Annotated in this window: 25 protein-coding genes and 2 pseudogenes; 19 read left to right on the top strand and 8 right to left on the bottom strand. The window is 56.9% G+C overall.

All coding sequences use genetic code 11. From position 1 onward, the window contains the following. Positions 1-277 precede the first annotated feature (277 nt). The 5 genes from USF70_RS01510 to USF70_RS01490 all read left to right on the top strand — a co-directional run bounded on the left by USF70_RS01510 (position 278) and on the right by USF70_RS01490 (position 4,828). Complete coding sequence (locus USF70_RS01510; RefSeq protein ID WP_023334833.1) at positions 278-841, top strand: fasciclin domain-containing protein; 564 nt, start codon at positions 278-280, stop codon at positions 839-841. Between the two features lie 43 nt (positions 842-884). Further along, positions 885-1,439 carry an RNA polymerase sigma factor gene (locus USF70_RS01505; protein ID WP_048979585.1) on the top strand — a complete coding sequence of 185 codons (555 nt, stop codon included), beginning with the start codon at positions 885-887 and terminating at the stop codon, positions 1,437-1,439. After that, positions 1,436-2,083 carry an anti-sigma factor domain-containing protein gene (locus USF70_RS01500; protein ID WP_320735209.1) on the top strand — a complete coding sequence of 216 codons (648 nt, stop codon included), beginning with the start codon at positions 1,436-1,438 and terminating at the stop codon, positions 2,081-2,083. The genes USF70_RS01505 and USF70_RS01500 overlap by 4 nt, the downstream gene beginning before the upstream one ends. A 276-nt stretch (positions 2,084-2,359) precedes the next feature. Beyond that, on the top strand, positions 2,360-3,100 hold the full coding sequence (locus USF70_RS01495) for an SDR family oxidoreductase (RefSeq protein WP_033144879.1): 741 nt from the start codon (positions 2,360-2,362) through the stop codon (positions 3,098-3,100). Positions 3,101-3,133: 33 nt separating this feature from the next. Next, positions 3,134-4,828 (top strand): thiamine pyrophosphate-binding protein, encoded by a 1,695-nt coding sequence (locus USF70_RS01490; protein ID WP_320735208.1) that lies wholly within the window; start codon positions 3,134-3,136, stop codon positions 4,826-4,828. 33 nt (positions 4,829-4,861) lie between these two features. Here the strand turns inward: USF70_RS01490 and USF70_RS01485 are convergent, their stop codons facing one another. Continuing rightward, complete coding sequence (locus USF70_RS01485) at positions 4,862-5,560, bottom strand: GNAT family N-acetyltransferase (protein WP_217072376.1); 699 nt, start codon at positions 5,558-5,560, stop codon at positions 4,862-4,864. Between the two features lie 201 nt (positions 5,561-5,761). Here USF70_RS01485 and USF70_RS01480 point away from each other — a divergent pair, with 201 nt between their 5' ends. The 5 genes from USF70_RS01480 to USF70_RS01460 all read left to right on the top strand — a co-directional run bounded on the left by USF70_RS01480 (position 5,762) and on the right by USF70_RS01460 (position 10,841). Continuing rightward, positions 5,762-7,330, top strand: coding sequence for an ABC transporter substrate-binding protein (locus USF70_RS01480; RefSeq protein ID WP_320709056.1), 1,569 nt, complete (start codon positions 5,762-5,764; stop codon positions 7,328-7,330). A gap of 144 nt (positions 7,331-7,474) precedes the next feature. Further along, positions 7,475-8,488 (top strand): ABC transporter permease, encoded by a 1,014-nt coding sequence (locus USF70_RS01475; RefSeq protein ID WP_320735207.1) that lies wholly within the window; start codon positions 7,475-7,477, stop codon positions 8,486-8,488. Then, positions 8,488-9,321, top strand: a complete 834-nt coding sequence (locus tag USF70_RS01470; protein ID WP_320735206.1) for an ABC transporter permease — start codon at positions 8,488-8,490, stop codon at positions 9,319-9,321. Before USF70_RS01475 ends, USF70_RS01470 begins: the two co-directional genes overlap by 1 nt. Beyond that, positions 9,314-10,150 carry an ABC transporter ATP-binding protein gene (locus USF70_RS01465; protein ID WP_033144873.1) on the top strand — a complete coding sequence of 279 codons (837 nt, stop codon included), beginning with the start codon at positions 9,314-9,316 and terminating at the stop codon, positions 10,148-10,150. The genes USF70_RS01470 and USF70_RS01465 overlap by 8 nt, the downstream gene beginning before the upstream one ends. After that, a complete protein-coding gene (locus USF70_RS01460) occupies positions 10,137-10,841 on the top strand; it encodes an ABC transporter ATP-binding protein (RefSeq protein WP_320735205.1) in 705 nt (234 codons plus the stop codon). Before USF70_RS01465 ends, USF70_RS01460 begins: the two co-directional genes overlap by 14 nt. Before the next feature lie 71 nt (positions 10,842-10,912). On the opposite strand, the gene USF70_RS01455 is transcribed toward USF70_RS01460, so the two are convergent. The 4 genes from USF70_RS01455 to budA form a co-directional block, all read right to left on the bottom strand. After that, positions 10,913-11,386, bottom strand: a complete 474-nt coding sequence (locus USF70_RS01455; RefSeq protein WP_320735204.1) for a cold shock domain-containing protein — start codon at positions 11,384-11,386, stop codon at positions 10,913-10,915. Positions 11,387-11,642: 256 nt separating this feature from the next. Continuing rightward, positions 11,643-12,413, bottom strand: coding sequence for a (S)-acetoin forming diacetyl reductase (locus USF70_RS01450; protein WP_024906954.1), 771 nt, complete (start codon positions 12,411-12,413; stop codon positions 11,643-11,645). 20 nt (positions 12,414-12,433) lie between these two features. Continuing rightward, positions 12,434-14,155 (bottom strand): acetolactate synthase AlsS, encoded by a 1,722-nt coding sequence (alsS, locus tag USF70_RS01445; protein ID WP_198922085.1) that lies wholly within the window; start codon positions 14,153-14,155, stop codon positions 12,434-12,436. Continuing rightward, positions 14,127-14,906: an acetolactate decarboxylase gene (gene budA, locus USF70_RS01440; protein WP_023310680.1), complete on the bottom strand. Its 780-nt coding sequence runs from the start codon at positions 14,904-14,906 to the stop codon at positions 14,127-14,129. The genes alsS and budA overlap by 29 nt, the downstream gene beginning before the upstream one ends. Positions 14,907-15,011: 105 nt before the next feature. On the opposite strand from budA, the gene USF70_RS01435 reads away from it, so the two are divergent. Together USF70_RS01435 and USF70_RS01430 are read left to right on the top strand one after the other, a co-directional pair. Next, on the top strand, positions 15,012-15,893 hold the full coding sequence (locus USF70_RS01435) for a LysR family transcriptional regulator (protein WP_038417608.1): 882 nt from the start codon (positions 15,012-15,014) through the stop codon (positions 15,891-15,893). A gap of 247 nt (positions 15,894-16,140) precedes the next feature. Next, complete coding sequence (locus USF70_RS01430) at positions 16,141-16,407, top strand: hypothetical protein (RefSeq protein WP_075203944.1); 267 nt, start codon at positions 16,141-16,143, stop codon at positions 16,405-16,407. An 81-nt stretch (positions 16,408-16,488) separates the two neighbouring features. Here USF70_RS01430 and gstA read toward each other — a convergent pair whose 3' ends face one another. Then, a complete protein-coding gene (gene gstA / locus USF70_RS01425) occupies positions 16,489-17,094 on the bottom strand; it encodes a glutathione transferase GstA (RefSeq protein ID WP_320735203.1) in 606 nt (201 codons plus the stop codon). A gap of 109 nt (positions 17,095-17,203) precedes the next feature. Between gstA and USF70_RS01420 the strand changes: the two genes are divergently transcribed. The 3 genes from USF70_RS01420 to USF70_RS01410 all read left to right on the top strand — a co-directional run bounded on the left by USF70_RS01420 (position 17,204) and on the right by USF70_RS01410 (position 19,304). After that, positions 17,204-18,088, top strand: a complete 885-nt coding sequence (locus tag USF70_RS01420; RefSeq protein WP_320735202.1) for a LysR family transcriptional regulator — start codon at positions 17,204-17,206, stop codon at positions 18,086-18,088. Positions 18,089-18,379: 291 nt separating this feature from the next. Continuing rightward, positions 18,380-18,835: a hypothetical protein gene (locus USF70_RS01415; RefSeq protein ID WP_320735201.1), complete on the top strand. Its 456-nt coding sequence runs from the start codon at positions 18,380-18,382 to the stop codon at positions 18,833-18,835. Between the two features lie 169 nt (positions 18,836-19,004). Further along, positions 19,005-19,304 carry a hypothetical protein gene (locus USF70_RS01410; RefSeq protein ID WP_320735200.1) on the top strand — a complete coding sequence of 100 codons (300 nt, stop codon included), beginning with the start codon at positions 19,005-19,007 and terminating at the stop codon, positions 19,302-19,304. A gap of 109 nt (positions 19,305-19,413) precedes the next feature. On the opposite strand, the gene USF70_RS01405 is transcribed toward USF70_RS01410, so the two are convergent. Further along, positions 19,414-19,746 (bottom strand): DUF6678 family protein, encoded by a 333-nt coding sequence (locus tag USF70_RS01405; protein WP_320735199.1) that lies wholly within the window; start codon positions 19,744-19,746, stop codon positions 19,414-19,416. Positions 19,747-19,833: 87 nt separating this feature from the next. Further along, positions 19,834-20,409, bottom strand: coding sequence for a hypothetical protein (locus USF70_RS01400; RefSeq protein ID WP_320735198.1), 576 nt, complete (start codon positions 20,407-20,409; stop codon positions 19,834-19,836). A 332-nt stretch (positions 20,410-20,741) separates the two neighbouring features. On the opposite strand from USF70_RS01400, the pseudogene USF70_RS01395 reads away from it, so the two are divergent. The 4 genes and pseudogenes from USF70_RS01395 (at position 20,742) to USF70_RS01380 (ending at position 22,527) form a co-directional block, all read left to right on the top strand. Beyond that, positions 20,742-21,041 (top strand): annotated as a pseudogene (locus USF70_RS01395) (type II toxin-antitoxin system HigB family toxin). Then, a pseudogene (locus USF70_RS01390) lies at positions 21,038-21,345 on the top strand (transcriptional regulator). Before USF70_RS01395 ends, USF70_RS01390 begins: the two co-directional pseudogenes overlap by 4 nt. Before the next feature lie 69 nt (positions 21,346-21,414). Further along, positions 21,415-21,825, top strand: a complete 411-nt coding sequence (locus tag USF70_RS01385; protein WP_320735197.1) for an Imm63 family immunity protein — start codon at positions 21,415-21,417, stop codon at positions 21,823-21,825. A gap of 111 nt (positions 21,826-21,936) precedes the next feature. Next, on the top strand, positions 21,937-22,527 hold the full coding sequence (locus tag USF70_RS01380; RefSeq protein WP_320735196.1) for a hypothetical protein: 591 nt from the start codon (positions 21,937-21,939) through the stop codon (positions 22,525-22,527). Positions 22,528-22,567 lie beyond the last annotated feature (40 nt).

The raw sequence follows: 22,567 nt of genomic DNA, 5'->3' as shown, positions 1-22,567 counted from the left end.
TTCACCGGTTACGGGGTTACAGAGTAGCAAGGAACATAAAGTGAACGGAATGACCACTACAGCTGTATGTTCCCCTCACCCTAACCCTCTCCCCGGAGGGGCGAGGGGACTGTTCCGTGCTGGCATTACTTTGTGGTGCCCCCTCAGCCCCATAGGGGAGAGGGGATTAACCTACCCCGCCAAAAATTTATTTTCATTTGCCTGCATCCAGTTTCCCACCTGCCCTCGTATGTGAGTATGTGAGCAACGCCTTTGCTCCTTAATCCGAGGATAAATGATGAAAAAGCTACTCAGTGTTGCATTCGTATCCAGCGCTTTACTCTTCTGTGCAGGCGCATCAGCAGCCATGACGTCAGGCTCCGTGATGGTGGGCGGAGCGGAAATGTTCCCGAGCAAAAACATTGTTGAAAACGCCGTGAACTCTAAAGATCACACGACGCTGGTGGCGGCGGTTAAAGCGGCCGGGCTGGTGGATACGCTGCAGAGCAAAGGGCCATTCACCGTCTTTGCGCCCACCGATGCGGCGTTTGCGAAATTGCCTGCGGGTACGGTCGACAATCTGGTGAAGCCGGAAAATAAAGCGCTGCTCACCAGTATCCTGACCTATCACGTGGTTGCGGGTAATTACGATATGAAAGCGCTGGAGCAGAAAATTAAACAGGGCGGCGGCCACGCGGAGCTGAAAACCGTTAACGGTCAACCGCTGTGGATCATGAGTAACGGCCCGCACAATATTCAGCTCAAGGATGGTAAAGGCAACGTGGCGAATATCAGCACCTATGACGTCCATCAGAAAAATGGCGTGATCGATGTGATTGATACCGTCCTGATGCCTAAGTAGTTGTCTATACTTCGGAAGTGTGACGTTGCCTTCCGGGAAAAACATGGATAACGCGCTGGCTGAACAGCAGTTGAAATTAATGCAGGCGGTCGCAAACGGCGATCGCCGCGCATTTGAACAGCTTTACCGACTCACTTCACCGCATCTGTTTGCCGTCGCGCTGCGCATGCTACGCCATCGCGCCTGGGCAGAAGAGATCCTTCACGACTGTTTTGTCACCGTCTGGAGTAAAGCCGACACCTATAACGCCGCCCTAAGCTCTCCGATGACCTGGCTTACGCATATTGTTCGCAACCGCTGCATTGACTGGCTGCGCAGCGGGCAAACCCGGGCTGCCGCCCGCGAGGAGTCGTATTCCGAAGAGAGTCTGCTGAGCGAAAACGATGAGCAAAACAACTGGTACGACGACGCGCAGGCAGCACGGCTCAGGCATTGTCTGGATCATCTGAGTCAGGAACAGCGCCAGAGCATTACGCTCGCCTACTATCAGGGCATGTCCCACAGCGACATTGCCGACTGGCTCCAGCAGCCCGTGGGCTCGGTAAAAAGCTGGATCCGCCGCGCGATGGATCATCTTCGGGAGTGCGTGGGCCTATGAATGACAGCGAAAAACGCGATGACATGCTGGCTGCAGAATATGCCCTCGGCACCCTGCGCGGAGGGGCGCGGCTTCAGTTCCAGAAGAGGCTTGCCGCTGAGCCCGGTCTGGCTGCCCGCGTGGCGTACTGGCAGGAAATGTTCAGCACGCTCGATAGTCACCTTACGCCCGTTCACCCACCCGAGACGGTGTGGAAGAGAATCGCCCTCGATCTGCCACCGAAAAAGCCTTTGCGCCAAAGCCGGCCCTATCTCGGCTGGATGGTCGCGGCCGGCCTCGCCGCCGTTACCGTAGTGACCTGGTATTCCACCCGAACGCCGGAACTCGCACCGCTGATGGTGCTCAACGATGCCCAACAGCACGGGCAATGGATCGTCAGTGCGGACAGCCGCCGCCAGTATCTGAGCATCACCCCTCTCAGACCGAACGCTATTGCGGCGCAAAAAAGCCTGCAGCTTTGGCTTATTCCTGCCGGTAAGGCCCCGATATCCCTTGGGCTGCTGCAACGTGATATACCGACTCATGTTGCCCTCGGGAACAACACCCTTACCCCTGACGCGATGATAGCCATAAGCCTCGAGCCCGAAGGTGGGTCACCCACCGGTCAACCCACCGGCCCCGTGCTGTACAGCGGCAAGATTTAATCCTCCGGCTTTGTTCGCAGGGCCGCGGGGGTCACCAAATTTTATTCTGTTCATATGATTGTTACATATAAGAATTAAATATTAAGCTTGCAATTAATTTAATTATTAAAAAACGTCATTGACATTTTCTTCCGCACTCCATTAAGTTTTAAGCGAGCATTATTTCATTCCAGATACAGAATATATCAAAAACGAGCGGTTTAAGAATTTTCAAAAATTCTTAAACCGCTCCCTTATTTTTATTTATTTTGAATCATACAACAGTGAGATAAGATCATGAATAATAGTGCAAACAAAGTTGTTGTTATCACCGGTGCCAGCAGCGGTATTGGTGAGGCCATTGCCCTTCATCTGGCAAATAAACCTTTTTCTCTGGTTCTGGTTGCCCGTCGTCTGGAGAGAATTAACGCCCTGGTAGATCGCATTATTCAGCAAGGCGGCCAGGCGATTGCCGTGAAGGCGGACGTGACCCGACAGGAGGAGGTTCAGCGCGCGATTGACGCTGCCGTTGCCGCATACCAGCGCGTCGACGTGCTGATCAACAACGCGGGCTTTATGGCGATTGCCCCCCTCAGCGAGCTGAAAACCGACGAGTGGGACCGGATGATCGATACCAATATTAAAGGCGTGCTGTACGGTATCGCAGCGGCATTTCCGGTATTCCAGCGTCAGGGGAGCGGACACTTTATTAACGTGGCCTCCGTGGCGGGTATCAAGGTCCTTGCCCCCGGCGGCGTGGTGTACAGCGCCACGAAATTCGCCGTCCGCGCCCTGAGTGAAGGCTTACGTCAGGAAGCGGGGAAAACCGTTCGGACGACCCTTATTTCCCCCGGCGCCGTTGAAAGCGAGCTGCAGTTTGGCAGCTCTGATGCCCCGAGCAAACAGTTCCTGCATGAATTTTATAAGCAGGCTATTCCGGCAGAGTCGATTGCCAGAGCCGTATTATTTGCTATCGAACAGCCTGGCGACGTTGATGTAAATGAAATAATAGTCCGTCCTACGCAGGAAGAATTTTAGCATGAGTTAAATAACGCTGAATGAGGTGTCATTATGATTAAATCATTAACGTCCCTGTCAGACTTAAATATGCGATCGGGTGCCGATATTCTCCTTGAAGTGCTGGAGAGTGAAGGTGTGGAATATATTTTTGGCAACCCCGGCACCACCGAACTCCCGCTCATTGATGCCCTTCTTCGCCATGAAAATATTCACTATATTCTGGCACTCCAGGAGAGCAGCGTGGTCGCCATTGCCGACGGCTACGCGAAAGCCTCCGGCAAGACCGGTTTTATCAATTTGCATACCGCCAGCGGTCTTGGACACGGGATGGGGAATCTCATTAACTCGCGGATCATGAAAACGCCGCTGGTTGTCACCGTCGGGCAGCAGGATACCCGTCACTACGTGCGCGACCCGCTCCTGTATGATGACATAGTCTCCATTGGATCACCGGTGGTGAAATGGGCGCAGGAGGTCACCAGCGCCGACCAGCTTCCGGTGCTGGTGCGTCGGGCGTTTCATGCCGCCAGCTACCCTCCCGCGGGTCCGGTTCTGCTATCCCTGCCAATGAACGTGATGGAAGAGCTGAGCGACGCCGGGATACAAACGGCCTCTAAAGTGAACTACCACACAGTGGCGGGCTCGCTGGACGAGCTGGCGCAGGCGCTAAGCGAAGTCACCCCCGGCAGGATCATGATTGTGGCGGGGGATGAAGTTCACTCCAGCGGCTCGACGCAGGAGATTGTCCAGCTTGCTGAAGCGCTCGGCGCCCATGTCTACGGCTCCTCCTGGCCGTTGAATTTGCCCTTTCCCACGCAGCACGCGCTATGGCGAGGCAATATGCCCACCACCGCAAATGAAATCGCCAGCGTCGTTAATGCCTACGATGCGGTGTTTATCATCGGCGGCAGAAGCCTGATTACCATTTTGTATAGCGAGGGCGAGGCCATTCCGGAAACCTGCGCGGTGTATCAGCTCTCGGCGGATATGAACGAGCTGGGACGCACCTACGCCACGCGCCTCTCGGTGATGGGGGATATTAAACTCTCCCTGAAGGAACTGCTGCCGAAGCTTGAGCAGCGCCGGGTGGCAAGCAAATTGACGCATCAGCGGCTGCTTAAAGCTGCACGCGCTGAACGTGAAAAAGAGTGGCAACTGCAGGAAGAGCGTCTGGCAGCCGAGCGGCTGCGCCCGGCGATTTCGCCGATGGTCGCGGCCTACGAGGTGATAAAGTCCGTTCCACCGGGCACCACGATTGTCGACGAAGCGATTGCAACGGCCAGACACGTTCGCCGGTTTATCTCCGACCCGCAGCACCCGCGCTACTACTTTATGCGCGGCGGCGGTCTGGGCTGGGGAATGCCTGCAGCAGTAGGTCACTCGCTGGGGCTGGGGCGCGAGCCGGTTGTGTGTCTGGTTGGCGACGGCGCCTCCCTGTACTCGCCGCAGGCGCTCTGGACGGCGGCGCACGAAAATCTGCCCGTCACCTTTATCGTGATGAATAACCTGGAGTACAACATCCTGAAAAACTTCATGAAAGGACAGCCGGGCTACAGTTCGACAAAGCTGGGTCGCTTTATCGGGATGGATCTGATTAACCCGCGAATTGATTTCCAGTCGCTGGGCACCGCGATGGGTATCCGCTGCTGCCGGGTGACCCAGGCCGCGGATATCGCCACGGCGGTGACGCAGGGGCTACAGTCAGGAAAAACCAATTTAATCGAAATTGCCATTTCCGCAGATTGATCGACCGTTTCAGATGTACCCTACATAAAACACTTATAACCGAAACGCCTCAAGCCGCTTAATCTGCCGCCCTTCTCCGTCAAAATTCTCCGCCGCCAGCCAGGAGCGCAGTTCGGCATCGCGCTGCGGCCACTCGCCGTCAATAATAGAAAGCATATCGCTGTCGCGGTTGCGCCCTTTGCGCACCAGCTTCTGGCGCAGGCGTCCTTCCCAGACAAACCCCAGCCGCTCCGCCGCATTTCGTGACGCAACGTTCATGGAATCGCACTTCCACTCGACGCGCCGGTAGCCGTGCTCAAACGCATTTTTCAGCAGCAGCCACACCGTTTCGGTGCCCATCCGGGTTCCTTTCATCCTGCGCGACCAGGTCACGTGCCCGATCTCCACCGACCCCAGCAGCCGCTCGTTAGCCATATAGCTCACCAGCCCCACCGCGCGTTCGGTGCGTAAATCAATGACGGCAAACGGCACCAGCTCATCGTCCATCACCTTACCCACGATCCAGTGCGCGGTGGCTTCCACGCTCGCTGGCTGCGTGCTGGCAAGCCACGTCCAGTCGCTGTCGTCGCCCAGCGCGTAGGCCTCATAGAGATCGGCCGCGTGGCGATCGGCGTCCAGCGGCTCCAGGCGGCAATACTGGCCGAACAGCGGCGTGCGGGTTAATACGCGCGCGCCTCTCCAGTCGGGAACGATATCGTTAACGGTTTGACCATGTTGATTGATTTCGGGCACGGCGGTGACTCCCTGAAAGGTAAGGAGTTTGTTATAGCAGGTTAAAAAGCGGGCGAAAAGCAGCGTATTTTAATAGCCCGAACGCATGCGATATTCCCGAAAGGCATAAGCAAAGCTGAATTTCGACTTTGCGGAATGTCAGAGTCGCCCTAACGTAGCGGAGCATAAAACAATCACAATATATTCTTCTCAGGGATCGCTATGACGAAAAAACTGTTGCCGTTACTGGTGCTGGCTGCGCTCTCAGGCGCTGTCCACGCCGCTACTCCGCCCACCACGCTGGTTGTTGCCCAGGGGCTGGATGACATCGTGAGCCTCGACCCGGCCGAAGCCAACGAGCTTTCCAGCATCCAGACCGTGCCGAGCCTGTATCAGCGTCTGGTACAGCCGGACCGCGATAACCCGGAAAAAATCACCCCGATTCTGGCAGACAGCTGGGAAGCGGACGCGGCAGCCAAAACCCTGACGATTAAGCTCAAGCCCGATGCCAAATTCGCCTCCGGCAACCCGCTGCGCCCGGAAGACGTGATTTTCTCTTACACCCGCGCCGTGACGCTGAACAAATCCCCGGCCTTTATCCTCAACGTGCTGGGCTGGGACGCGAGCAACATCGCCAGCCAGCTGAAAAAGGTGGACGACCATACCCTCCAGCTTCACTGGACGGCGGACGTTAGCCCGTCGGTGGCGCTGAATATTCTCTCCACGCCGATTGCCTCCATCGTCGATGAAAAGCAGGTCGCGGCGAACGTGAAGGATAACGACTTCGGTAACGCGTGGCTGAAAATGCACTCGGCGGGCAGCGGCGCGTTCAAAATGCGCGTCTATCAGCCGCATCAGGCTATCGTGCTGGAAGCTAACGAATCAGCGCCCGGCGGCGCGCCGAAGCTCAAAAGCATCATCATTAAAAACGTCCCCGATCCGGCTTCACGCCGCCTGCTGATCCAGCAGGGTGATGCGGACGTGGCGCGCGATCTCGGTGCAGATCAGATAAGCGCCCTGGACGGCAAGCCGGGCGTGAAGGTGCTGAGCATTCCGTCCGCCGAGCAAAATTACCTGGTGTTTAACACCGGCAACAGCGCCAACCCGCTGCTGAACAACCCGGCGTTCTGGGAAGCCTCGCGCTGGCTGGTCGATTATGAAGGCATCACCAAAAATCTGCTGAAAGGCCAGTACTTTGTTCATCAGAGCTTCCTGCCGGTCGGCCTGCCGGGCGCGCTGGAAGACAACCCGTTTAAATTTGACCCGGCAAAAGCGAAAGCCATTCTCGCCAAAGCGGGCATTAAAGACGCGCACTTCACGCTGGACGTGGAGAACAAGCCGCCGTTTATCACCATCGCCCAGTCGATGCAGGCGAGCTTTGCTCAGGGCGGCGTGAAGGTCGATTTGCTGCCTGCCGCCGGGAGCCAGGTCTATGCCCGCGTGCGCGCAAAGCAGCATCAGGCGGCGATTCGTCTGTGGATCCCGGACTACTTCGACGCGCACTCAAACGCCAGCGCCTTCGCGTGGAACGACGGCAAATCCAGCACCGTGGCCGGGCTTAACGGCTGGAAAATTCCCGAGCTGAACAAAGCCACGCTGGCGGCGGTAGCCGAGCCGGATCCGGCGAAGCGTCTAGGTCTCTACAAAAAGATGCAGGAACAGCTGCAGCAGAATTCGCCGTACGTGTTCGTCGATCAGGGGAAAACCCAGATCGTGGTGCGCGATAACGTGAAGGGGTATCAGCAGGGGCTGAACGCGGATATGGTCTGGTACGATCGCGTCACGAAGTAGCCCTTCTCCTTCTCCCTCTCCCGTGGGAGAGGGTTGGGGTGAGGGCAACATCGTGCAACAGAGCCGCCTGTTCCCCCTCACCCCCGCCCTCTCCCACAGGGAGAGGGGGTCGTCCGTGCATATTTTCAGGATAACGATTTACCCATGCCACATCTTTCCACCCGCGTGCTCCAGGGTCTGCTGACCCTGCTGCTCACGCTCCTCGGGCTGCTGCTCGTCACGTTTGCGCTCTCGGCGTTTTCACCGGTCGATCGCGTGCTGCAGATCGTTGGCGATCACGCCAGCCAGTCAACCTACGATCAGGTTCGCCACCAGCTTGGGCTGGATCGGCCTCTGCCCGTGCAGTTCTGGCACTACCTGCAAAACCTTGCCCACGGGGATATAGGCACCGCCAGCGCCACCGGGCAGCCGGTGCTGCAGGATCTGCTGCACGCGTTTCCCGCCACGCTCGAGCTGGCGACTTTGGCGTTAATCATCGGCGCCGTGCTCGGCGTGATTGCCGGGGTGCTGTGCGCCCGCTACGCCGGTTCGCCGCTCGATTTAGCCATCAGAACGCTCACCCTGCTCGGCAACTCGGTACCGATTTTCTGGCTCGGCCTGCTGATGCTGGCCCTGTTCTACGCGAAGCTGCAGTGGAGCGCGGGTCCCGGCAGGCTGGATGATATCTGGCAGTTCACCGTCGAGCCGCGTACCGGCTTTGCGCTGGTGGATACCTGGCTTTCCGGCGATCGCGAGGCGTTCCGCAACGCCCTCAGCCACCTGGTGCTGCCGGTGCTGCTGCTGGCCTATTACTCGCTGGCGAGCATCACGCGCCTGACGCGTTCCGCCTGCCTGAGCGAAATGAACAAAGAGTACATCCTGCTTGCCCGCGCCAAGGGCGCCGGGGAGATGGCCATCCTGCTGCGCCACGTGCTGCCGAACATTCGCGGCACCCTGCTGACGGTGATCGCCCTCGCCTACACCAGCATGCTGGAAGGCGCGGTACTGACCGAAACCGTCTTCTCCTGGCCGGGGATCGGGCGCTACCTCACCACCGCCCTGTTCGCCGGAGACACCACCGCCGTCATGGGCGGCACGCTGCTGATTGGCGTCTGCTTTGTACTGATCAATAACCTTACCGACCTGCTCGTGCGGGCGACCGATCCCAGGGTGCGCTGATGCCGTTTTATCTTTTCTTACGCCGCCTGCGCCGCTCCCCTGCCGCGTTTTGCGGGCTGGCTGCCATCGCGCTGCTGGTAGCTATCGCCCTGTTCGCGCCGTGGCTCGCGCCGCTTGACCCGAACTGGCAGAACGCCGCCGCGCGCCTGCAGGCACCGAACAGCCAGCACTGGCTGGGCACCGACAGCTACGGGCGCGACCTGCTTTCGCGCCTGATTTACGGCACCCGTCCGGCGCTCGGGCTGGTGGCGTTAGTCACCGTGATCACCCTGCCCGCCGGGCTGCTGGTGGGGATTTTGTCCGGCTACTACGGCGGCTGGCTGGAGCGCATCCTGATGCGTTTTACCGACGTGGTGATGTCGATGCCGCGCCTGATCCTCGCCTTCGCGTTTGTGGCGATGCTTGGCCCGGGGCTGGTCAACGGCGCGCTGGCGCTGGCCTTAACCACCTGGCCGGCCTACGCGCGTCAGTCGCGGAGTGAAATTCAGCGTCTGCGCCACAGCGATTATCTGGCCGCCGCCGAGATGATGGGCATTCGCGGCCCGCGCCTGCTGGTCGGCCATATTCTGCCCCTGTGCCTGCCGTCCGCGATTGTGCGGCTGGCGCTGGATCTGGCGGGGATTATTCTGGCGGCCGCCGGTCTGGGCTTCCTCGGCCTTGGCGCGCGTCCGCCGATGGCCGAATGGGGCGCGATGATCGCCGACGGCATGCAGGTTATTTTCGACCAGTGGTGGATTGCCGCCATTCCGGGCGGAGCGATTTTGTTTGCCAGCCTGGCCTTTAACCTGCTGGGCGACGGCCTGCGCGACGTACTGGAGCCACAGCATGACTGAACAACGCGTCATCGTCGATGCGCTAAATATCGACTACCCCGCCGCGCGCGTGGTCAATAACCTGAGCTTCACGCTGGGCAACGAGCGGCTGGCGCTGGTGGGGGAATCCGGCTCGGGCAAATCAATGTCCGCCCGCGCCCTGATGGGGCTGGTGCGTAAGCCCGGCATCGTGAGCGCGAACCGGCTTAACGTGCTCGGCAACGACCTGCTGACCCTGAGCACCCGCCGCTGGCAGGCGCTGCGCGGCAACGGGATTGCGATGGTCCTGCAGGACCCGCGCTACGCGCTGAATCCGGCGAAAAACGTCGCCGCTCAGCTCGATGAAGCGCTGACCCTGCACCAGCGCCTGCCCCGCGCCGAGCGCCTGGGGCGCATTCACGACATCATCCGCGCCGTCGGGCTCAACGAACACGTCCTCACTCGCTACCCCGGCGAACTCTCCGGCGGCATGGGCCAGCGGGTGATGATCGCCATTGCGCTGATCAACAACCCGCAGGTGCTGATTGCCGACGAACCCACCTCCGCGCTGGACGCCCGCCTGCGCAACCAGATCCTCGAACTGCTGGTGCAGCAGAGCGAAGAACGCCAGATGGCGATGCTGTTAATCAGCCACGATCTGCCGCTGGTGGCGGAGCACTGTGACCGCGTGCTGGTGATGTATCAGGGCGAGAAGGTCGATGAGATGGCGGCAAGCCGACTTCCGCAGGCGACGCACCCGTATACGCGAACCCTGTGGACCTGCCGACCCAATGCGCAAACGTTCGGCCAGATGCTGCCGACGCTGGACCGCACGCAGCCGTGGAAGGAGGCCGATAATGGCGCTCGTTGAGGTTAAGGATCTCCAGGTGAGATTCGGGGAGAAAACGGCGGTGTCCGCCGCCAGCTTTGCCATTGAAAAAGGCGAAACCTTCAGCCTGATAGGCGAATCCGGCTGCGGGAAATCAACTATTCTGCGCGTGCTGGCGGGGCTGCAGCGCGAGTGGAACGGGCGCATTTCGATCCTGGGAGACGCGCTACGGCCAGGACGGCGTTTTGAAGGCGAGCTTCGCCGCAACGTGCAAATGGTGTTTCAGGATCCGTGGGCGTCTCTGCATCCAAACCACACCGTTGCGCGCACCCTGTCGGAGCCGTTAAACATCCACGGCGAAACGCGGATTGCCGAAAAGGTGGCGGATGCGCTGCAGCAGGTGGGGCTTTCCGCCGACGCGGGCAGGCGTTATCCGCACCAGCTTTCCGGCGGGCAGCGTCAGCGCGTGGCCATTGCCCGCGCGCTGCTGCTGCGCCCGCAGCTTCTGCTGCTGGACGAGCCGACTTCGGCGCTGGATATGTCCGTGCAGGCGGAAATTTTGAACCTGCTCAACCGCCTGAAGGCCGAGCACGGCATGACCTACCTGCTGGTGAGCCACGACGCGGGAGTGATTGCCCATATGTCCGACCGGGCGGCGTTTATGGCGCACGGGGAGATCCAGAGGGTGTTTGACCGTGAGGCGATGTTACGGGGCGAGCACAGGATGGGGTAAGTCGCGTGGCGGCGAGCGCCGCGCGGGTTTTCCAGGCCGGGTAAGGCGTCGCCGCCACCCGGCAAAAAAAATCACTTCAGCAGCTTCACCGTGGCGTCGATGTCGATCTCATCTTCGGTGAAGATCAGCGTCGTGTTCTGGAAGGTGGTGATCGCCAGCTTCTTCACCGTGCGCATTTCGCCCGGCTTTTTCTCGGATTTCGGCTTGATGCTGTTCATCAGCAGCCCCACCGACAGCACCGCGTTCTCTTTGTCGATTTTGGCATCAACCGGCTCTTCTTCGTTAAACACCACGAAGGATTTGATGGAGGAGAGCTTCACGCGCTCGCCGGCAATAAAGAGATGTTTGCTTTCGGGGATCACCTTCACCGCGTAGGCGGAAAGGCCTTTGTTGTTGGTGGTTGGCTCAAAGGTCACCGCGGCATCTTTCTTAATCAGATCGGGGTTCGCGACCTTAATCACATGAAAATAGCGGTTGTCGCCGTTTTCATCTTTGATAAATCCAAAGCCTTTATCTTTAAACCACGTTGTGATTGTACCGTTCATCGCTGTTACCGCCTGTCAGATCGTAATGACTAAAGTTTTGCAGCGCGCAGTGTAATGCACAATGACGGAGGAGACAAAAAAAAGCCCCTGCACGGGTGCAGGGGAAAACTCATGTCAGAGCTTTTACCCTAAATAATTCGAGTTGCATGAAGGCGGCGACGCAGCGAATCCCCGGGAGCGTACATCAGTACGTGACTGGGGTGAGCGAGGAAAGCCAACGCACAGGCAACTTGAAGTATGACGGGTATATTAGTATTTAGTTGAACACCATCCCTCCATCGATTAAGAGCGACTGACCGGTCATGTAGTCGGAATCCGGGCCTGCCAGGTATGAAACGCAGGCGGCGACATCTTCCGGCTCGGACAGGCGGCCAAGCGTAATGCGTTTGGCAAAGGTTTCGGTCCCGTAGCCGAGCGGTTTACCCGCCGCCTCGGAGACCTGACGGTCGATTTCCGCCCACATCGGCGTTTTGACGATGCCCGGGCAGTAGGCGTTAACGGTGATCCCCAGCGGCGCGAGATCCCGTGCCGCGGTCTGGGTTAAGCCCCGCACCGCGAACTTGCTGGAACTGTAGACCGCCAGTTCAGGGTTGCCGGTGTGGCCCGCCTGGGAGCAGGCGTTGATGATCTTGCCGCCGTGCCCCTCTTTGCGAAAGGCGTCAATCGCGGCCTGGATCCCCCAGATCACCCCTTTCACGTTGATGTTGTAGACCTTGTCGACAATGTCCGGCGTGATGGATTCGATGGGGGTAGACGGCGCAATCCCGGCGTTATTCACGATCACGTTAAAGCCGCCCAGCGCGGTGCGCGCTTTCTCCACCGCTGCAAATACCTGTTCGCGGTCAGAGACATCGACCTTCACGGCGACGGCGTTGCCGCCGTTACGGATGATTTCATCGGCGACGGCTCTTGCCGTCTCGACGTTATAGTCGGCGATGGCGACGGCAAAGCCGTCTTTCACCAGGCGAAGCGCGATCGCTTTACCAATCCCCTGGCCTGAGCCTGTTACGAGAGCAACTTTTTGCATTTCTCTGTCCTTATATTGAGTCACAAAATCTGGCTGAGATGGAGCTGACCCATCAGCAGCGGGTTATCGCTGTAGTCGACGGGAATGGCCACCACGGCCGGGCCATCCACATCCATCGCCGCACGCAGCGTCGGCTCAAGCGCCTCGGCGCTCTCCACGGCAAAGCCTTTCGCGCCGAAGGCGTCGGCATACGCTTTGAAATCGACCGGGCCGAACTCGACGCCGGAAAGGCGCTGGTATTTTTTCTCTTCCTGAATCGCCACCATGTTGTAGGCGTTATCCACCCAGATGATGTGCAGCACGTTGGCGTTGAGGCGCACCGCGGTTTCCAGCTCCATGCTCGACTGCAGGAAGCCGCCGTCGCCGGAGACTGAAACCACCTTGCGGCCCGGGTTCACCAGCCACGCGCCAATCGCCCACGGCAGGGCAACGCCCATGGTCTGCTGACCGTTGGAGATCATCACCTGACGCGCCCGGAAGCTGTAGAGATAGCGGGCGATCCAGATGTGGAAGCTGCCCATGTCGACGGTGAGCGTCACGTCGTTGTTCACAATGTCCTGCATGGCGCGCACGATGCGCAGCGGGTGCAGGGCAAACTGGTTGAGCGAGGCGCCGCGGCGGTCGAGCAGATCGCGCTGATGCTGGCGATCGACCAGAATTTCGGAGGCCCGCTGGCTCAGCTCGAGCTTACGATCGATCCGGTTAGCGAGCAGGTTCAGCGTTTCGGCGATATCCCCCACCAGCTCCAGATCCGGCACGTAGTTACGCTCTTCATAAGCGGGCAGCACGTCGATGTGCACCAGCGTCGCGTCGCCGCTGTTCCACATGGACGGCTCGTACTCCACCGGGCTGTAGCCGATGCAGATAATCAGGTCCGCCAGATGCAGCAGCCGGTCGCCCGCCTGGTTATTGAACAGGCCGACGCGTCCGGCAAAGCGGGTGAAGTGCTCCTGGTTTACCGCCCCGGCGGCCTGATAGGTGCTGGTGACCGGAATGCGGCTTTTCTCCAGCAGCTTACGCAGCGCGGCGCTGTTCGCGGGCTGGCTGGCCATCAGGCCGAGTAAAATGACCGGATTTTTGGCGTTTTCGATAAGCTTCGCCACGTCGTTAATCGCCGACTCCGGTGCCGGGCCCATCAGCGCGGGGCCGCTGGCGGGTAAAATCGCCCCCGTCGCGGGCTGGTCGACGATATCCTGCGGCAGGCTGACGAATGCGCCCCCCGGCCTGCCGTGCTCGGCGGCGCGAAACGCATTCGATACCACCTCGGCAATCGCGTCCGGCGAGCTGACCTCCACGGCGTATTTAGTGACAGGGCTGAACATGGCGACGGTGTCCATACTCTGGTGCACCAGCTTGGCTTTATCCGCCCGCTTCACCGCCCCGCCCAACGCTACTACCGGGTCGCCTTCGCTGTTGGCGGTGGCGATGCCGGTGATCAGGTTAGAACAGCCCGGCCCGGAGGTGACCAGCGCCACCCCGGCCTTGCCGGTCAGCCGCCCGACCGCCGCCGCCATAAACGCCGCGTTGGCCTCGTGGCGTACCGGGATGATCTCGATGGAGGAGTCCAGCAGGGAGTCAAAGACCTTGTCGATTTTCGCACCCGGGATCCCGAACACCTGCTTCACGCCCTGCGCTTCCAGCTGGCCGACAACCATATCGGCGCCGTGCGCCCACTGACGTGACTGTTTCTCACTGTTCACGGTAGTTCTCCTGTTAGTTTTCGACGGAACGGATCGCTGCATCAAGATTGCTGGGGTGAAGGTTGGCCTGTAAGAACGCGCTGTCGGCGGGCAGGTCAATCATCAGCTTGTGAATTTCACCGAAGGTGAGCACGCCGCTCTCCAGCTGATAGTCGAGCAGATGGCCCCCGCCCTGACGGTCGTCGGTGATGAAATGCTCGTGATAGCCCGCCACGTTGATGCCCTGCATGTGCTGCGGCGTGCGGAACCCGACCAGCACCCCTTCGCGCTGGTTAAAGCGGAACACCGGCTGGTCGTCCAGCACGTCGGTCATCGCGCGGTACGGCGGCTTCTGGCGCGGTACCGTGCGGGTATGGGCGTGGCGGAAGTTGCCGTCAATGCGCAGCGCGCAGAACAGGTTGTCGGAGGGGATCTGCTGGTCGATGACGTCGTGGATCTGCTGACGGCTGACCGGCGCATCGAAGGTTTTGCGGTACTGCGGCTGGAACCAGGTCATCACCGCGAACGGCGTTTTCTGTTCTGGCTTCGCGGCCCGGGCGCTGCCGTCGGCGCGCAGCTGGTACACCTGGCTGCTGAAGGCAATCATTTCACCGTCCAGCTCGTTGAAGGTGCCCAGACCAAAATCACCGTGTGCCAGCAAATCGGCGATGGTGGTCTCTCCTTCGTACACGCCGCTTAGCAGGGCGCTCATTAGCGATGTCTGATAGATCACGCTGTCAGGATGCTGGGCGGAGAACCCCCGCAGGGTCTCGCACAGGCTGGCCTCACAGTCGCAGGCAGATGAATGCATCATCGTGCTCGTCCTCTTCAACTTTATTTAGAAAGGTTAAATAAATGTTGACCCGATTCAGCAGAGAGTTCCAATATAGAAACCATGCTGGTTTGAGACGTTTTAGATATGGAACTTCGTTATCTGCGGTATTTTGTCGCGGTTGCACGCGAGCGACACTTCACCAGGGCGGCCGAAGCGCTGGGTATTTCACAGCCTCCTCTGAGTCAGCAGATCAAACGGCTCGAAGAGGAAGTGGGCACGCCGCTGTTCAGACGCCTGACGCGGGGCGTGGAGCTGACCGAGGCGGGAGAAGCCTTCTACGAGGACGCCTGCAAAATTCTGGCGCTGAGCGATGCCGCGCTGGAAAAAGCCCGCGGCATCGCGCGCGGGCTGAACGGCAACCTGTCGATTGGCATCACCAGCTCCGACGCTTTTCATCCCAAAATTTTCGCGCTGATCCGCCAGTTTCAGGTGCAGAACATGGCGGTGCAGGTTCACCAGGTGGAAGCCAATATGTCGTCGCTGACGACGATGCTGGCGGAGGGTGAACTGGATATCGCCTTCGTGCGCCTGCCGTGCGAGAGCAGCAAGGCCTTCGAGTTAAAAATCCTCGACCGGGAGCCGATGGTGGTGGCGCTGCATCGCGATCATCCGCTGGCGGCGTGCGATTCGCTGGCGTTAGAGCAGCTTCGGGATACGCCGGTGGTGCTGTTTCCGCAGGAGGTCGCGCCGGGGCTGTACGAACGGGTTCACGGCTGCTGCGAGCGGGCCGGAATTGACGTGCAGCACGCGCTGCAGTCGTCGCAGCTTTCCTCCTCCTTGAGCATGGTTTCCGCGGGCGGCGGGTTCGCGCTGGTGCCGAAATCCATGGCGGCCATTTCACCACCGAATGTCACCTATCACGCGCTGAGCTCGCCGGAGCTTTATACCGATATCGCGCTCTGCTGGCGGCGCTTTGAACGCTCGCGGACGGTGAAGCGGTTTTTGATGATGATGAGCGAGGGGTGACGGCAATAGAGGGGTTTTGGTTTTTGTAGGCCGGGTAAGGCGCAGACGCCACCCGGCAATGCCAGCCTCTGTCGTGCTTAGAACGGTAAAGGTCATGTTGATGCACGCTTAGGTACTACGTTTTCCTGGTAATTGTCTGCCGCAAACCCTCTGTTACTCTGGCTGCACTCAAGGGATGACAAGGAAGAGAGATGCTGAATCCAGGCTGGCAAGATGCCTTGAAATACCCTGAACAATGGAGGTTTTGATGACTACACGAGTTATTGCATTTTTGCTTATACTCGGCGCATTCGCTGTAAATGCTGCCGATGGCGGTAATGGTGGGGATGGCGGAAACGGTTCTGATGGAGGAAACGGTTCGAATGGCACCGTCTCAGCTCCGGGCCGTGCGGGTTGTCCGGGCGGAACAAATCCGGACGCGTCGGGAAAATTTTATCTTCCAGGAACAAAACAGCAGTGCAATCCGGGGAAGCAGGATGCCGTGAAAAGCGCCAGGCAATCAGATGCAGAGTGACAGTATGCTAACGCATCCTGGCTCCACATCCTCACTCGCCTCCTGCTTCAGGCATGAATACCTGCGCCGGAATACGCAGACCTAGACTTTCGCCTCCGCACGTAATGCGGCCTGCACCGCGGGCCGGGCACTGATTTTTTCCCTGTACGCCAGTAGCGCGGGCCAGTCGTTAAGTTCAATTGAGAAGAACGTGCACCATCCCAGCACGGTGAAAAGATAGGCATCCGCCACGCTGAAAGATGCTCCCGTCAGATAAGCGCTTGCGGAGAGCGTTTCCTGAAGAAAATCGAACCGCCTGAAGAGCTTCTCACGAAAAATCGATTTGGCCTCTTCGGGCAGCACGCGGTTGAAAAGAGGTGCCGATCCCGCGTGTATTTCGCTGGTGATAAAGTTTAGCCATTCCTGAAGCCGCACCCGCTCCCAGCTGTCTGCTCGCGGTGCCAGCCCACTTTCTGGCTTGAGGTCTGCCAGGTACTGCAAAATGGCTGGCCCCTCGGTCAGGATTTTCCCGTCATCCAGTTCAAGCGCAGCGACATAACCTTTAGGATTGATGGTCAGGAAGTCGCGCCCGTCAGCGGTAATCTTGCTCCTGTTGTCCACTTTAACCAGTTCAAACTCAATCGCCAGTTCGCGAAGCACGATATGGGGTGAGAGTGAACAGGTGTCCGGGGCGTAATAGAGTTTCATAATCTCTCCGTTAAAGCGGTTGTGTGATTTACATACACTGTGCTTAAAGCCATTCTCACTGTAAAATTAATGATTCATAAAATAGCTATTAGCTGAGCTACTGATATCCATGATGAATCTTTTACACTGGCGCTTGCTGGTTGCAGTGGCCGATGCCAGTAATATTTCCCGTGCCGCTGAAGAGGTCGGTATGACGCAGTCGGGCGCCAGCCAGGCGATCGCTCAGTTAGAGGCCTCATTAGGATTTGCGGTATTCACGCGAGAGCGACGCCACATCGGCGTGACTGCCCTGGGCGAGCGGGTTGTCAAAGAAGCAAGGAGTATGCTGGCGCGGCTGGATGCCATCCGTGCACTGGCGGATGAGAGCCGGGGGCTGAGCGGCGGGCGTATTCGTCTTGCCAGTTTTCCTTCGGTGACATCCACGTTTTTGCCCGGGCTGCTGCGCGACTTTAAGCGCCTGCATCCTGAAATCGAGGTGGTCGTACTGGAAGGTACGGACCAGGAGGTCGAAGAGTGGCTGGCGGCAGATACGGTTGATGTGGGCGTGGTCATGAACCCTGTTCCCGGGCGCGCTGAAGCGATCTTAGGGCAGGATGCATGGGTCGCGGTGTTGCCAGCCAGTCACCGTCAGGCTCGTTATGCACGTACGCGCGGCATCACCCTTGAGGAACTGGCAGACCAGCCCTTCGTGCTCGCAACGGGCGGTTGTGCCGTCAATGGAAAAAGCCTGATGGAACAGGCTGGCTTGCAGCTGTCTGACGTGCGTGTGACCGTCCGCGACTGGATCAGCGCCTGCCTGCTGGTACGCGAAGGCATGGGCGTCGCACTGATACCTGAATCCGCCCTGCCGGGTGAATTACGCGGCCTGTGCGTCGTGCCCGTGACGCCTTCGCTGTGCCGGGAGTTTGGGCTGGTTTGTTCGCAGGCTGGCAAATCCTCCCGCGCGACGCAGGCGTTATTAGAAGGATTGCTCAAAATGAAAAGGTCTGCGTGAAGGAGTAACCGTGGTTCAAACTGTGCCCGGCGGCGCTGCGCTTGCGCGGGCCTACGGTTCGTGTCGCGGGTTGGTTGACGGTTTTGCAGGCCGGGTAAGGCGTAGCCGCCTCCCGGCAATGCCCTTCTGGAAGCCGCCTCGCAAACTTTCAAGAAACCTTATGTAATTCAGGGTGATCCCTTTCCTTCCCTTTTTCGCCGCCGTAAAGTGCCTGCGTTGCGGCACATCCGTAACCGGGCGTAGGAACCCGTTAGCATAACATGACGTTTTTTTGGACAAAGAGGATGCTAAATGGCGACTACCCCTGGATTTTCTTACGCGCTTTCTGAGGAAAGCGCAGTTCATCACCTCATCAACACTTCAATTTCCGATTCTGCGGATCTCTTCGAACTGGCCGATGCCTGCACTGCGTATGTCTGCGTGCTGGTGGAAACTGACGACGCGGTGACATTTGCCACGCTCTGTAAGAGATTGCTGGCTGCGCTTAAGCGACTGCGGGAGTGCTGTGACTCGGAACTTCCGCCGTACCTGGTTGAACAGTTGATTGCGGGTGAAAAGATAACCTCATGTGTACCGGACTGCTGGCAGGAGACGACGCTGCAGGTGGATTATGCCGTAGCGTTAACGCTGGCGGTGATGGGCGGGACGTTGCCTGCAAACGTGGCGGAAGAACTCACCGGGCTGCTGCATGATATGGTTTGGTTGCTGGCGGAGTTTGTGAAGGAGCCGTATATCACGGCGCACTGAGTTTGGTGACTGAAGGCCGGAATTCTGCGAGGTAAGAAGCAGGATTTCGACCTTACGCTAACGTTGAATGTCTGTTAAGAGCGAGAAACGGGCATAATTGTAAAAAGCATGGTGTCGGATTACAGTGAGGACATTGATTGATAAGTAAGTCGAATCAAAGCTGTAGCCAATGAAACAAAAACTTCGCAAACGTAACCAGGACTGGATTTCAAGGCAATTGCAACGTGCGCACAAAGAGGAAATGCCGTTAAGTTTCTTTATTAACTTTCCCTCAATACGAGCAAGTTTGTGTAATGGTGAGCGCCTTAAACGGCGTGGTCGTCTCAAGCCGGACTGGGGTCGCGCGTTGTTTCATCAAGGATGGGGAGAAGTGCCTATGGTTGGGCCACAAGGCTCAGTGTATTGGTTTAACGGGTTTGATAAGGAACAATTACCTGTAGAATTGTTGCCACTGCGGGAAGATCTCTGATTGTATAGAATTTGATCTAATAGCTTTCAGGGTAACGCCTCAACCACGCATAAGACAGCGAGGAGTAGAGGCCAATTCTACGTAAAGATTACAGTATTCCTGTTGGCCATTAAACGATATTGTCTAGTGAAAGATAACCTACATCGCTGACCGAATCTGCGTATCCCCAAATCCTATAACCGGTTGAGGTCTCCATTCCAGGGAGATGAATAGCACGAAGAATAGTACCTACCGTGGTATGCTGTTCAACCGTGTTGGTAAAAATATCAAGATACCGTATTTCCAAATAGCCACCTTCACTGAAATGGTAAAACCACTCGCCATCAAGTGCGGATTCATAGCCATTGAGAAGAGTGACTTTCCATAAGGGAGGTGATTCCATGCTAACCATTGCGACGCGGATCTCATTCCATTTTGTATTATTCATGCAGCTATAAAGCATTCGAACCTCCCAAGGTCTGCTTCAGAAAGAATAACACGCACCTGGATAACAACGTCAGCGCCTGGCACTTTGCAGTTATGAGATTGCCTATACTGCTCGGACCAGAACCCCGGCCCAATCAGAGCTACAGAGAACACGATAGAAAGGTTTCACGCGGCATTTCACAAAATCAAGAATTTCTGCTTCGCTCATCGCTGAGGCCCTAGAGGGGTAGCCAGGCCCCCAATCATCATAGAGATCATCGTATATGCGATAAAACTGCCAGGATATGTTGCTGAGGATACGAGAACCCGGAGATGAGTGAAACGCAGGGATTTGATGCAGCCGTAACTCTAATTCTTTAGAAGTCTCGGCATGCATCAGAAACCAAGCTTTGATCCTTAGCCACGTCATTGCACTAGCGTTAATGTTGGGCATAACGATGTTTTGTTCAAGCATATATGCACAAAGGTAGCGCTCAATTTCATCTGAATCAGGACGTTTATCTAAATTGAGGGAGGCTAAAATTAACAATGATTCAGAACTTTTGCCGTAGAGTAGCTCTCTTTCTGCCCACTCAATGATCATCTTGTCATAATCATCGACGCGATAAGCCTCGAAAGATTCACCAAACGTTTTCAAACAAAGAATTTCGTGAAGGTCAAGTTTGTATTTATTTTCCATAACGTCTTTCAATCCTTGTTGTTAAGAGGGGCAAGTGGATGGCTTCGTTGAGACGATCCGGTGCAAATTGAGCGTACCCCATTACCATCTTAATATCAGCATTAACATCCTTGCAAAACTACCGTTCCGCTATTAAAGAGTCTCTGGCACTCCAACTTCCGCTTCTGGCACAAAGCGAACTTTTTTTCACAGTCACCTCATACAGTGTTCACACTCATTAAATGACCGCCGTCAGCACGAGCATTTGAAAACTGTACTCCATCAATGTTTCCATATTATCAACCCACCAACTATCACCTATTATATTTCCAATATGGAAACACGGGGCAAGGATGCACGTAGTCTCAAGAGCGCCTTTCGACGCGACTACCAGACAATTTCCTAATCAAGCACAAGCCCTGGACGATCTTTACCGAGTACTAAAGAGGAACACTACCCGTCACCGGACGATATGCGAAAGCGATTCCCCAGCCTGGACAGGATGAAATACCGGGTGAAATGGTGGGTCATTAATGTGGGCAGCGGTGATGTTTTTTGCTGATTTTGAGCGAGGAAAGATTTTCATCAAACACATCAGCACACACGCAGAATATGACAAGCTCACGGACCTCTACCGGAGAACGAAAGAATGAATTATGCAGCAGCCATCAAAGCGGCAAAGGATCTGACAAACGCGCTCCCTTTCCTGGGCTCACGCCCGTCGCGGCATGATTACGAGGATGCGCTGACGTTGGTGAAGATGCTCACCACTAAAATCGATAAATACGAAAACAAGTCTCCGGTGTTTGCAAAATTTAACGCGCGTGTTGCCAGCATTCCGTCAGGCGTTGCGTTATTGCGAACGCTGATGGATCAGTACCAACGTTAACGCTGGATCATATGCGTGCGCTGGCGAAGCGTTTTGGTTTGCCGGTGAGTGCGTTTGTCGGGAAGTGATCGAGAGCAGGCGCTTTGTACCCAATCCGCGATAATGCGTCGTTTACATACAAGAACAAAGAGCTGTTTATGAAAACAATTGAAGAACTACGAAACGAGCTTCTAAAAATAGGTGAGCAACTAGGGGGAGGCACAAGGCCAAAACATTACTTCTTTATCCCTGACCAACCCGATGGGGCCGCAACTCCCTATCTTGAAATTCATGGCAAAGAATATCATTTTATCGTCAGTGAAAGAGGCCTTGAGATACAGCGAAAAGTAACGCTCAGTGACGATGAAATTCTGTATTGGTTTGTGGAAAGTGCCGTGGCGGGGATGGCCTCAACCTATGCAGCAAGCCATTCATCTGAACGAGAATTTAGAGAGGTTTATTTCAGAAGGCAATATAGTTTAATGCTCTCTATCAAACCTGAATGGGCAACAAGAAAGCGCAAAGAAATCACTGAGCTTCTCCATTCGCAAAGAAGCGAACGTCGTTAACCCAACCGGCTCGTTACATTTACTTCCCTGTTGCCCTCTCTTTTCCTGGTAATTGCCTGCAACACACCATCTGTTACTCTGGCAGGACGCAAGGGATGACAAGGAAGAGAGATGCTTAACCCAGGATTCGTTACCCGCAAAGCGCTTGCTCAGTGGAAGGATGTTCCCGCTTTTCTCCCCCAGTTCCAGTTTCATGAAAAACACCTGACGGTCATTCACACTAGCCGCCCTGAAAATATTCTGCCAATGATTGCCAGCTTTGACGTCCGGCAAGATGCCGTGATTCGGCGGTTAATGTCATTGCGTCAAATACCGCAAAAAATTCTGCGCAACCAGAAGCCACAGTCGATCGGCAACTTTGGTTTGCACAGTTTTACCCTTTTGAAGAACTCTGCATCTGAGCTCTGCTATGGCTTAAGAGGGCAATTCTGGCGTACCGATTTCGGTCTGGAAAACGTGCCGGATGCCAGTGCTTTTCAGACCCCAGCCGAGCCGGGCAGCGCGAAACTGTTGCTGCGCTACAAGGTAACGGAGCTGGCGCCTGGCAAACATGAGCTCTCTACGGAAACATTCATCTATTGTCCAGACAGACGCACTCGGCTAAAAATGTCGGCTTACTGGCTGATAATACGGGCGGGAAGCGGCTGGATCCGTAAAAGGACGCTGAAAGCGGTTAGGGCGGATATTGAAGGGCTAGGGTGAAATGCAAAAGAGAACGTTATGGCGTTCAGTGTTAGCACTT

Source organism: Enterobacter sp. 237C8, from assembly GCF_034106865.1.
In the GTDB taxonomy this organism is placed as follows: Bacteria; Pseudomonadota; Gammaproteobacteria; order Enterobacterales; family Enterobacteriaceae; genus Enterobacter; species Enterobacter asburiae_B.
This window is presented reverse-complemented; position numbering and strand designations above follow the sequence as displayed.

What these genes read in the sequence shown, in the direction of transcription:
- USF70_RS01415 (WP_320735201.1), top strand. Translation starts at nt 18,380, where the DNA reads ATGGCGACTACCCCTGGATTTTCTTACGCGCTTTCTGAGGAAAGCGCA.
- USF70_RS01400 (WP_320735198.1), bottom strand. Translation starts at nt 20,409, where the DNA reads ATGGAAAATAAATACAAACTTGACCTTCACGAAATTCTTTGTTTGAAA.
- alsS (WP_198922085.1), bottom strand. Translation starts at nt 14,155, where the DNA reads ATGCAGCGATCCGTTCCGTCGAAAACTAACAGGAGAACTACCGTGAAC.
- USF70_RS01505 (WP_048979585.1), top strand. Translation starts at nt 885, where the DNA reads ATGGATAACGCGCTGGCTGAACAGCAGTTGAAATTAATGCAGGCGGTC.
- USF70_RS01430 (WP_075203944.1), top strand. Translation starts at nt 16,141, where the DNA reads ATGACTACACGAGTTATTGCATTTTTGCTTATACTCGGCGCATTCGCT.
- USF70_RS01450 (WP_024906954.1), bottom strand. Translation starts at nt 12,413, where the DNA reads ATGCAAAAAGTTGCTCTCGTAACAGGCTCAGGCCAGGGGATTGGTAAA.
- USF70_RS01495 (WP_033144879.1), top strand. Translation starts at nt 2,360, where the DNA reads ATGAATAATAGTGCAAACAAAGTTGTTGTTATCACCGGTGCCAGCAGC.
- USF70_RS01510 (WP_023334833.1), top strand. Translation starts at nt 278, where the DNA reads ATGAAAAAGCTACTCAGTGTTGCATTCGTATCCAGCGCTTTACTCTTC.
- USF70_RS01405 (WP_320735199.1), bottom strand. Translation starts at nt 19,746, where the DNA reads ATGCTTTATAGCTGCATGAATAATACAAAATGGAATGAGATCCGCGTC.
- USF70_RS01500 (WP_320735209.1), top strand. Translation starts at nt 1,436, where the DNA reads ATGAATGACAGCGAAAAACGCGATGACATGCTGGCTGCAGAATATGCC.
- USF70_RS01410 (WP_320735200.1), top strand. Translation starts at nt 19,005, where the DNA reads ATGAAACAAAAACTTCGCAAACGTAACCAGGACTGGATTTCAAGGCAA.
- USF70_RS01455 (WP_320735204.1), bottom strand. Translation starts at nt 11,386, where the DNA reads ATGAACGGTACAATCACAACGTGGTTTAAAGATAAAGGCTTTGGATTT.
- USF70_RS01420 (WP_320735202.1), top strand. Translation starts at nt 17,204, where the DNA reads ATGATGAATCTTTTACACTGGCGCTTGCTGGTTGCAGTGGCCGATGCC.
- USF70_RS01435 (WP_038417608.1), top strand. Translation starts at nt 15,012, where the DNA reads ATGGAACTTCGTTATCTGCGGTATTTTGTCGCGGTTGCACGCGAGCGA.
- budA (WP_023310680.1), bottom strand. Translation starts at nt 14,906, where the DNA reads ATGATGCATTCATCTGCCTGCGACTGTGAGGCCAGCCTGTGCGAGACC.
- USF70_RS01490 (WP_320735208.1), top strand. Translation starts at nt 3,134, where the DNA reads ATGATTAAATCATTAACGTCCCTGTCAGACTTAAATATGCGATCGGGT.
- USF70_RS01380 (WP_320735196.1), top strand. Translation starts at nt 21,937, where the DNA reads ATGCTTAACCCAGGATTCGTTACCCGCAAAGCGCTTGCTCAGTGGAAG.
- USF70_RS01470 (WP_320735206.1), top strand. Translation starts at nt 8,488, where the DNA reads ATGCCGTTTTATCTTTTCTTACGCCGCCTGCGCCGCTCCCCTGCCGCG.
- USF70_RS01460 (WP_320735205.1), top strand. Translation starts at nt 10,137, where the DNA reads ATGGCGCTCGTTGAGGTTAAGGATCTCCAGGTGAGATTCGGGGAGAAA.
- gstA (WP_320735203.1), bottom strand. Translation starts at nt 17,094, where the DNA reads ATGAAACTCTATTACGCCCCGGACACCTGTTCACTCTCACCCCATATC.
- USF70_RS01480 (WP_320709056.1), top strand. Translation starts at nt 5,762, where the DNA reads ATGACGAAAAAACTGTTGCCGTTACTGGTGCTGGCTGCGCTCTCAGGC.
- USF70_RS01475 (WP_320735207.1), top strand. Translation starts at nt 7,475, where the DNA reads ATGCCACATCTTTCCACCCGCGTGCTCCAGGGTCTGCTGACCCTGCTG.
- USF70_RS01385 (WP_320735197.1), top strand. Translation starts at nt 21,415, where the DNA reads ATGAAAACAATTGAAGAACTACGAAACGAGCTTCTAAAAATAGGTGAG.
- USF70_RS01465 (WP_033144873.1), top strand. Translation starts at nt 9,314, where the DNA reads ATGACTGAACAACGCGTCATCGTCGATGCGCTAAATATCGACTACCCC.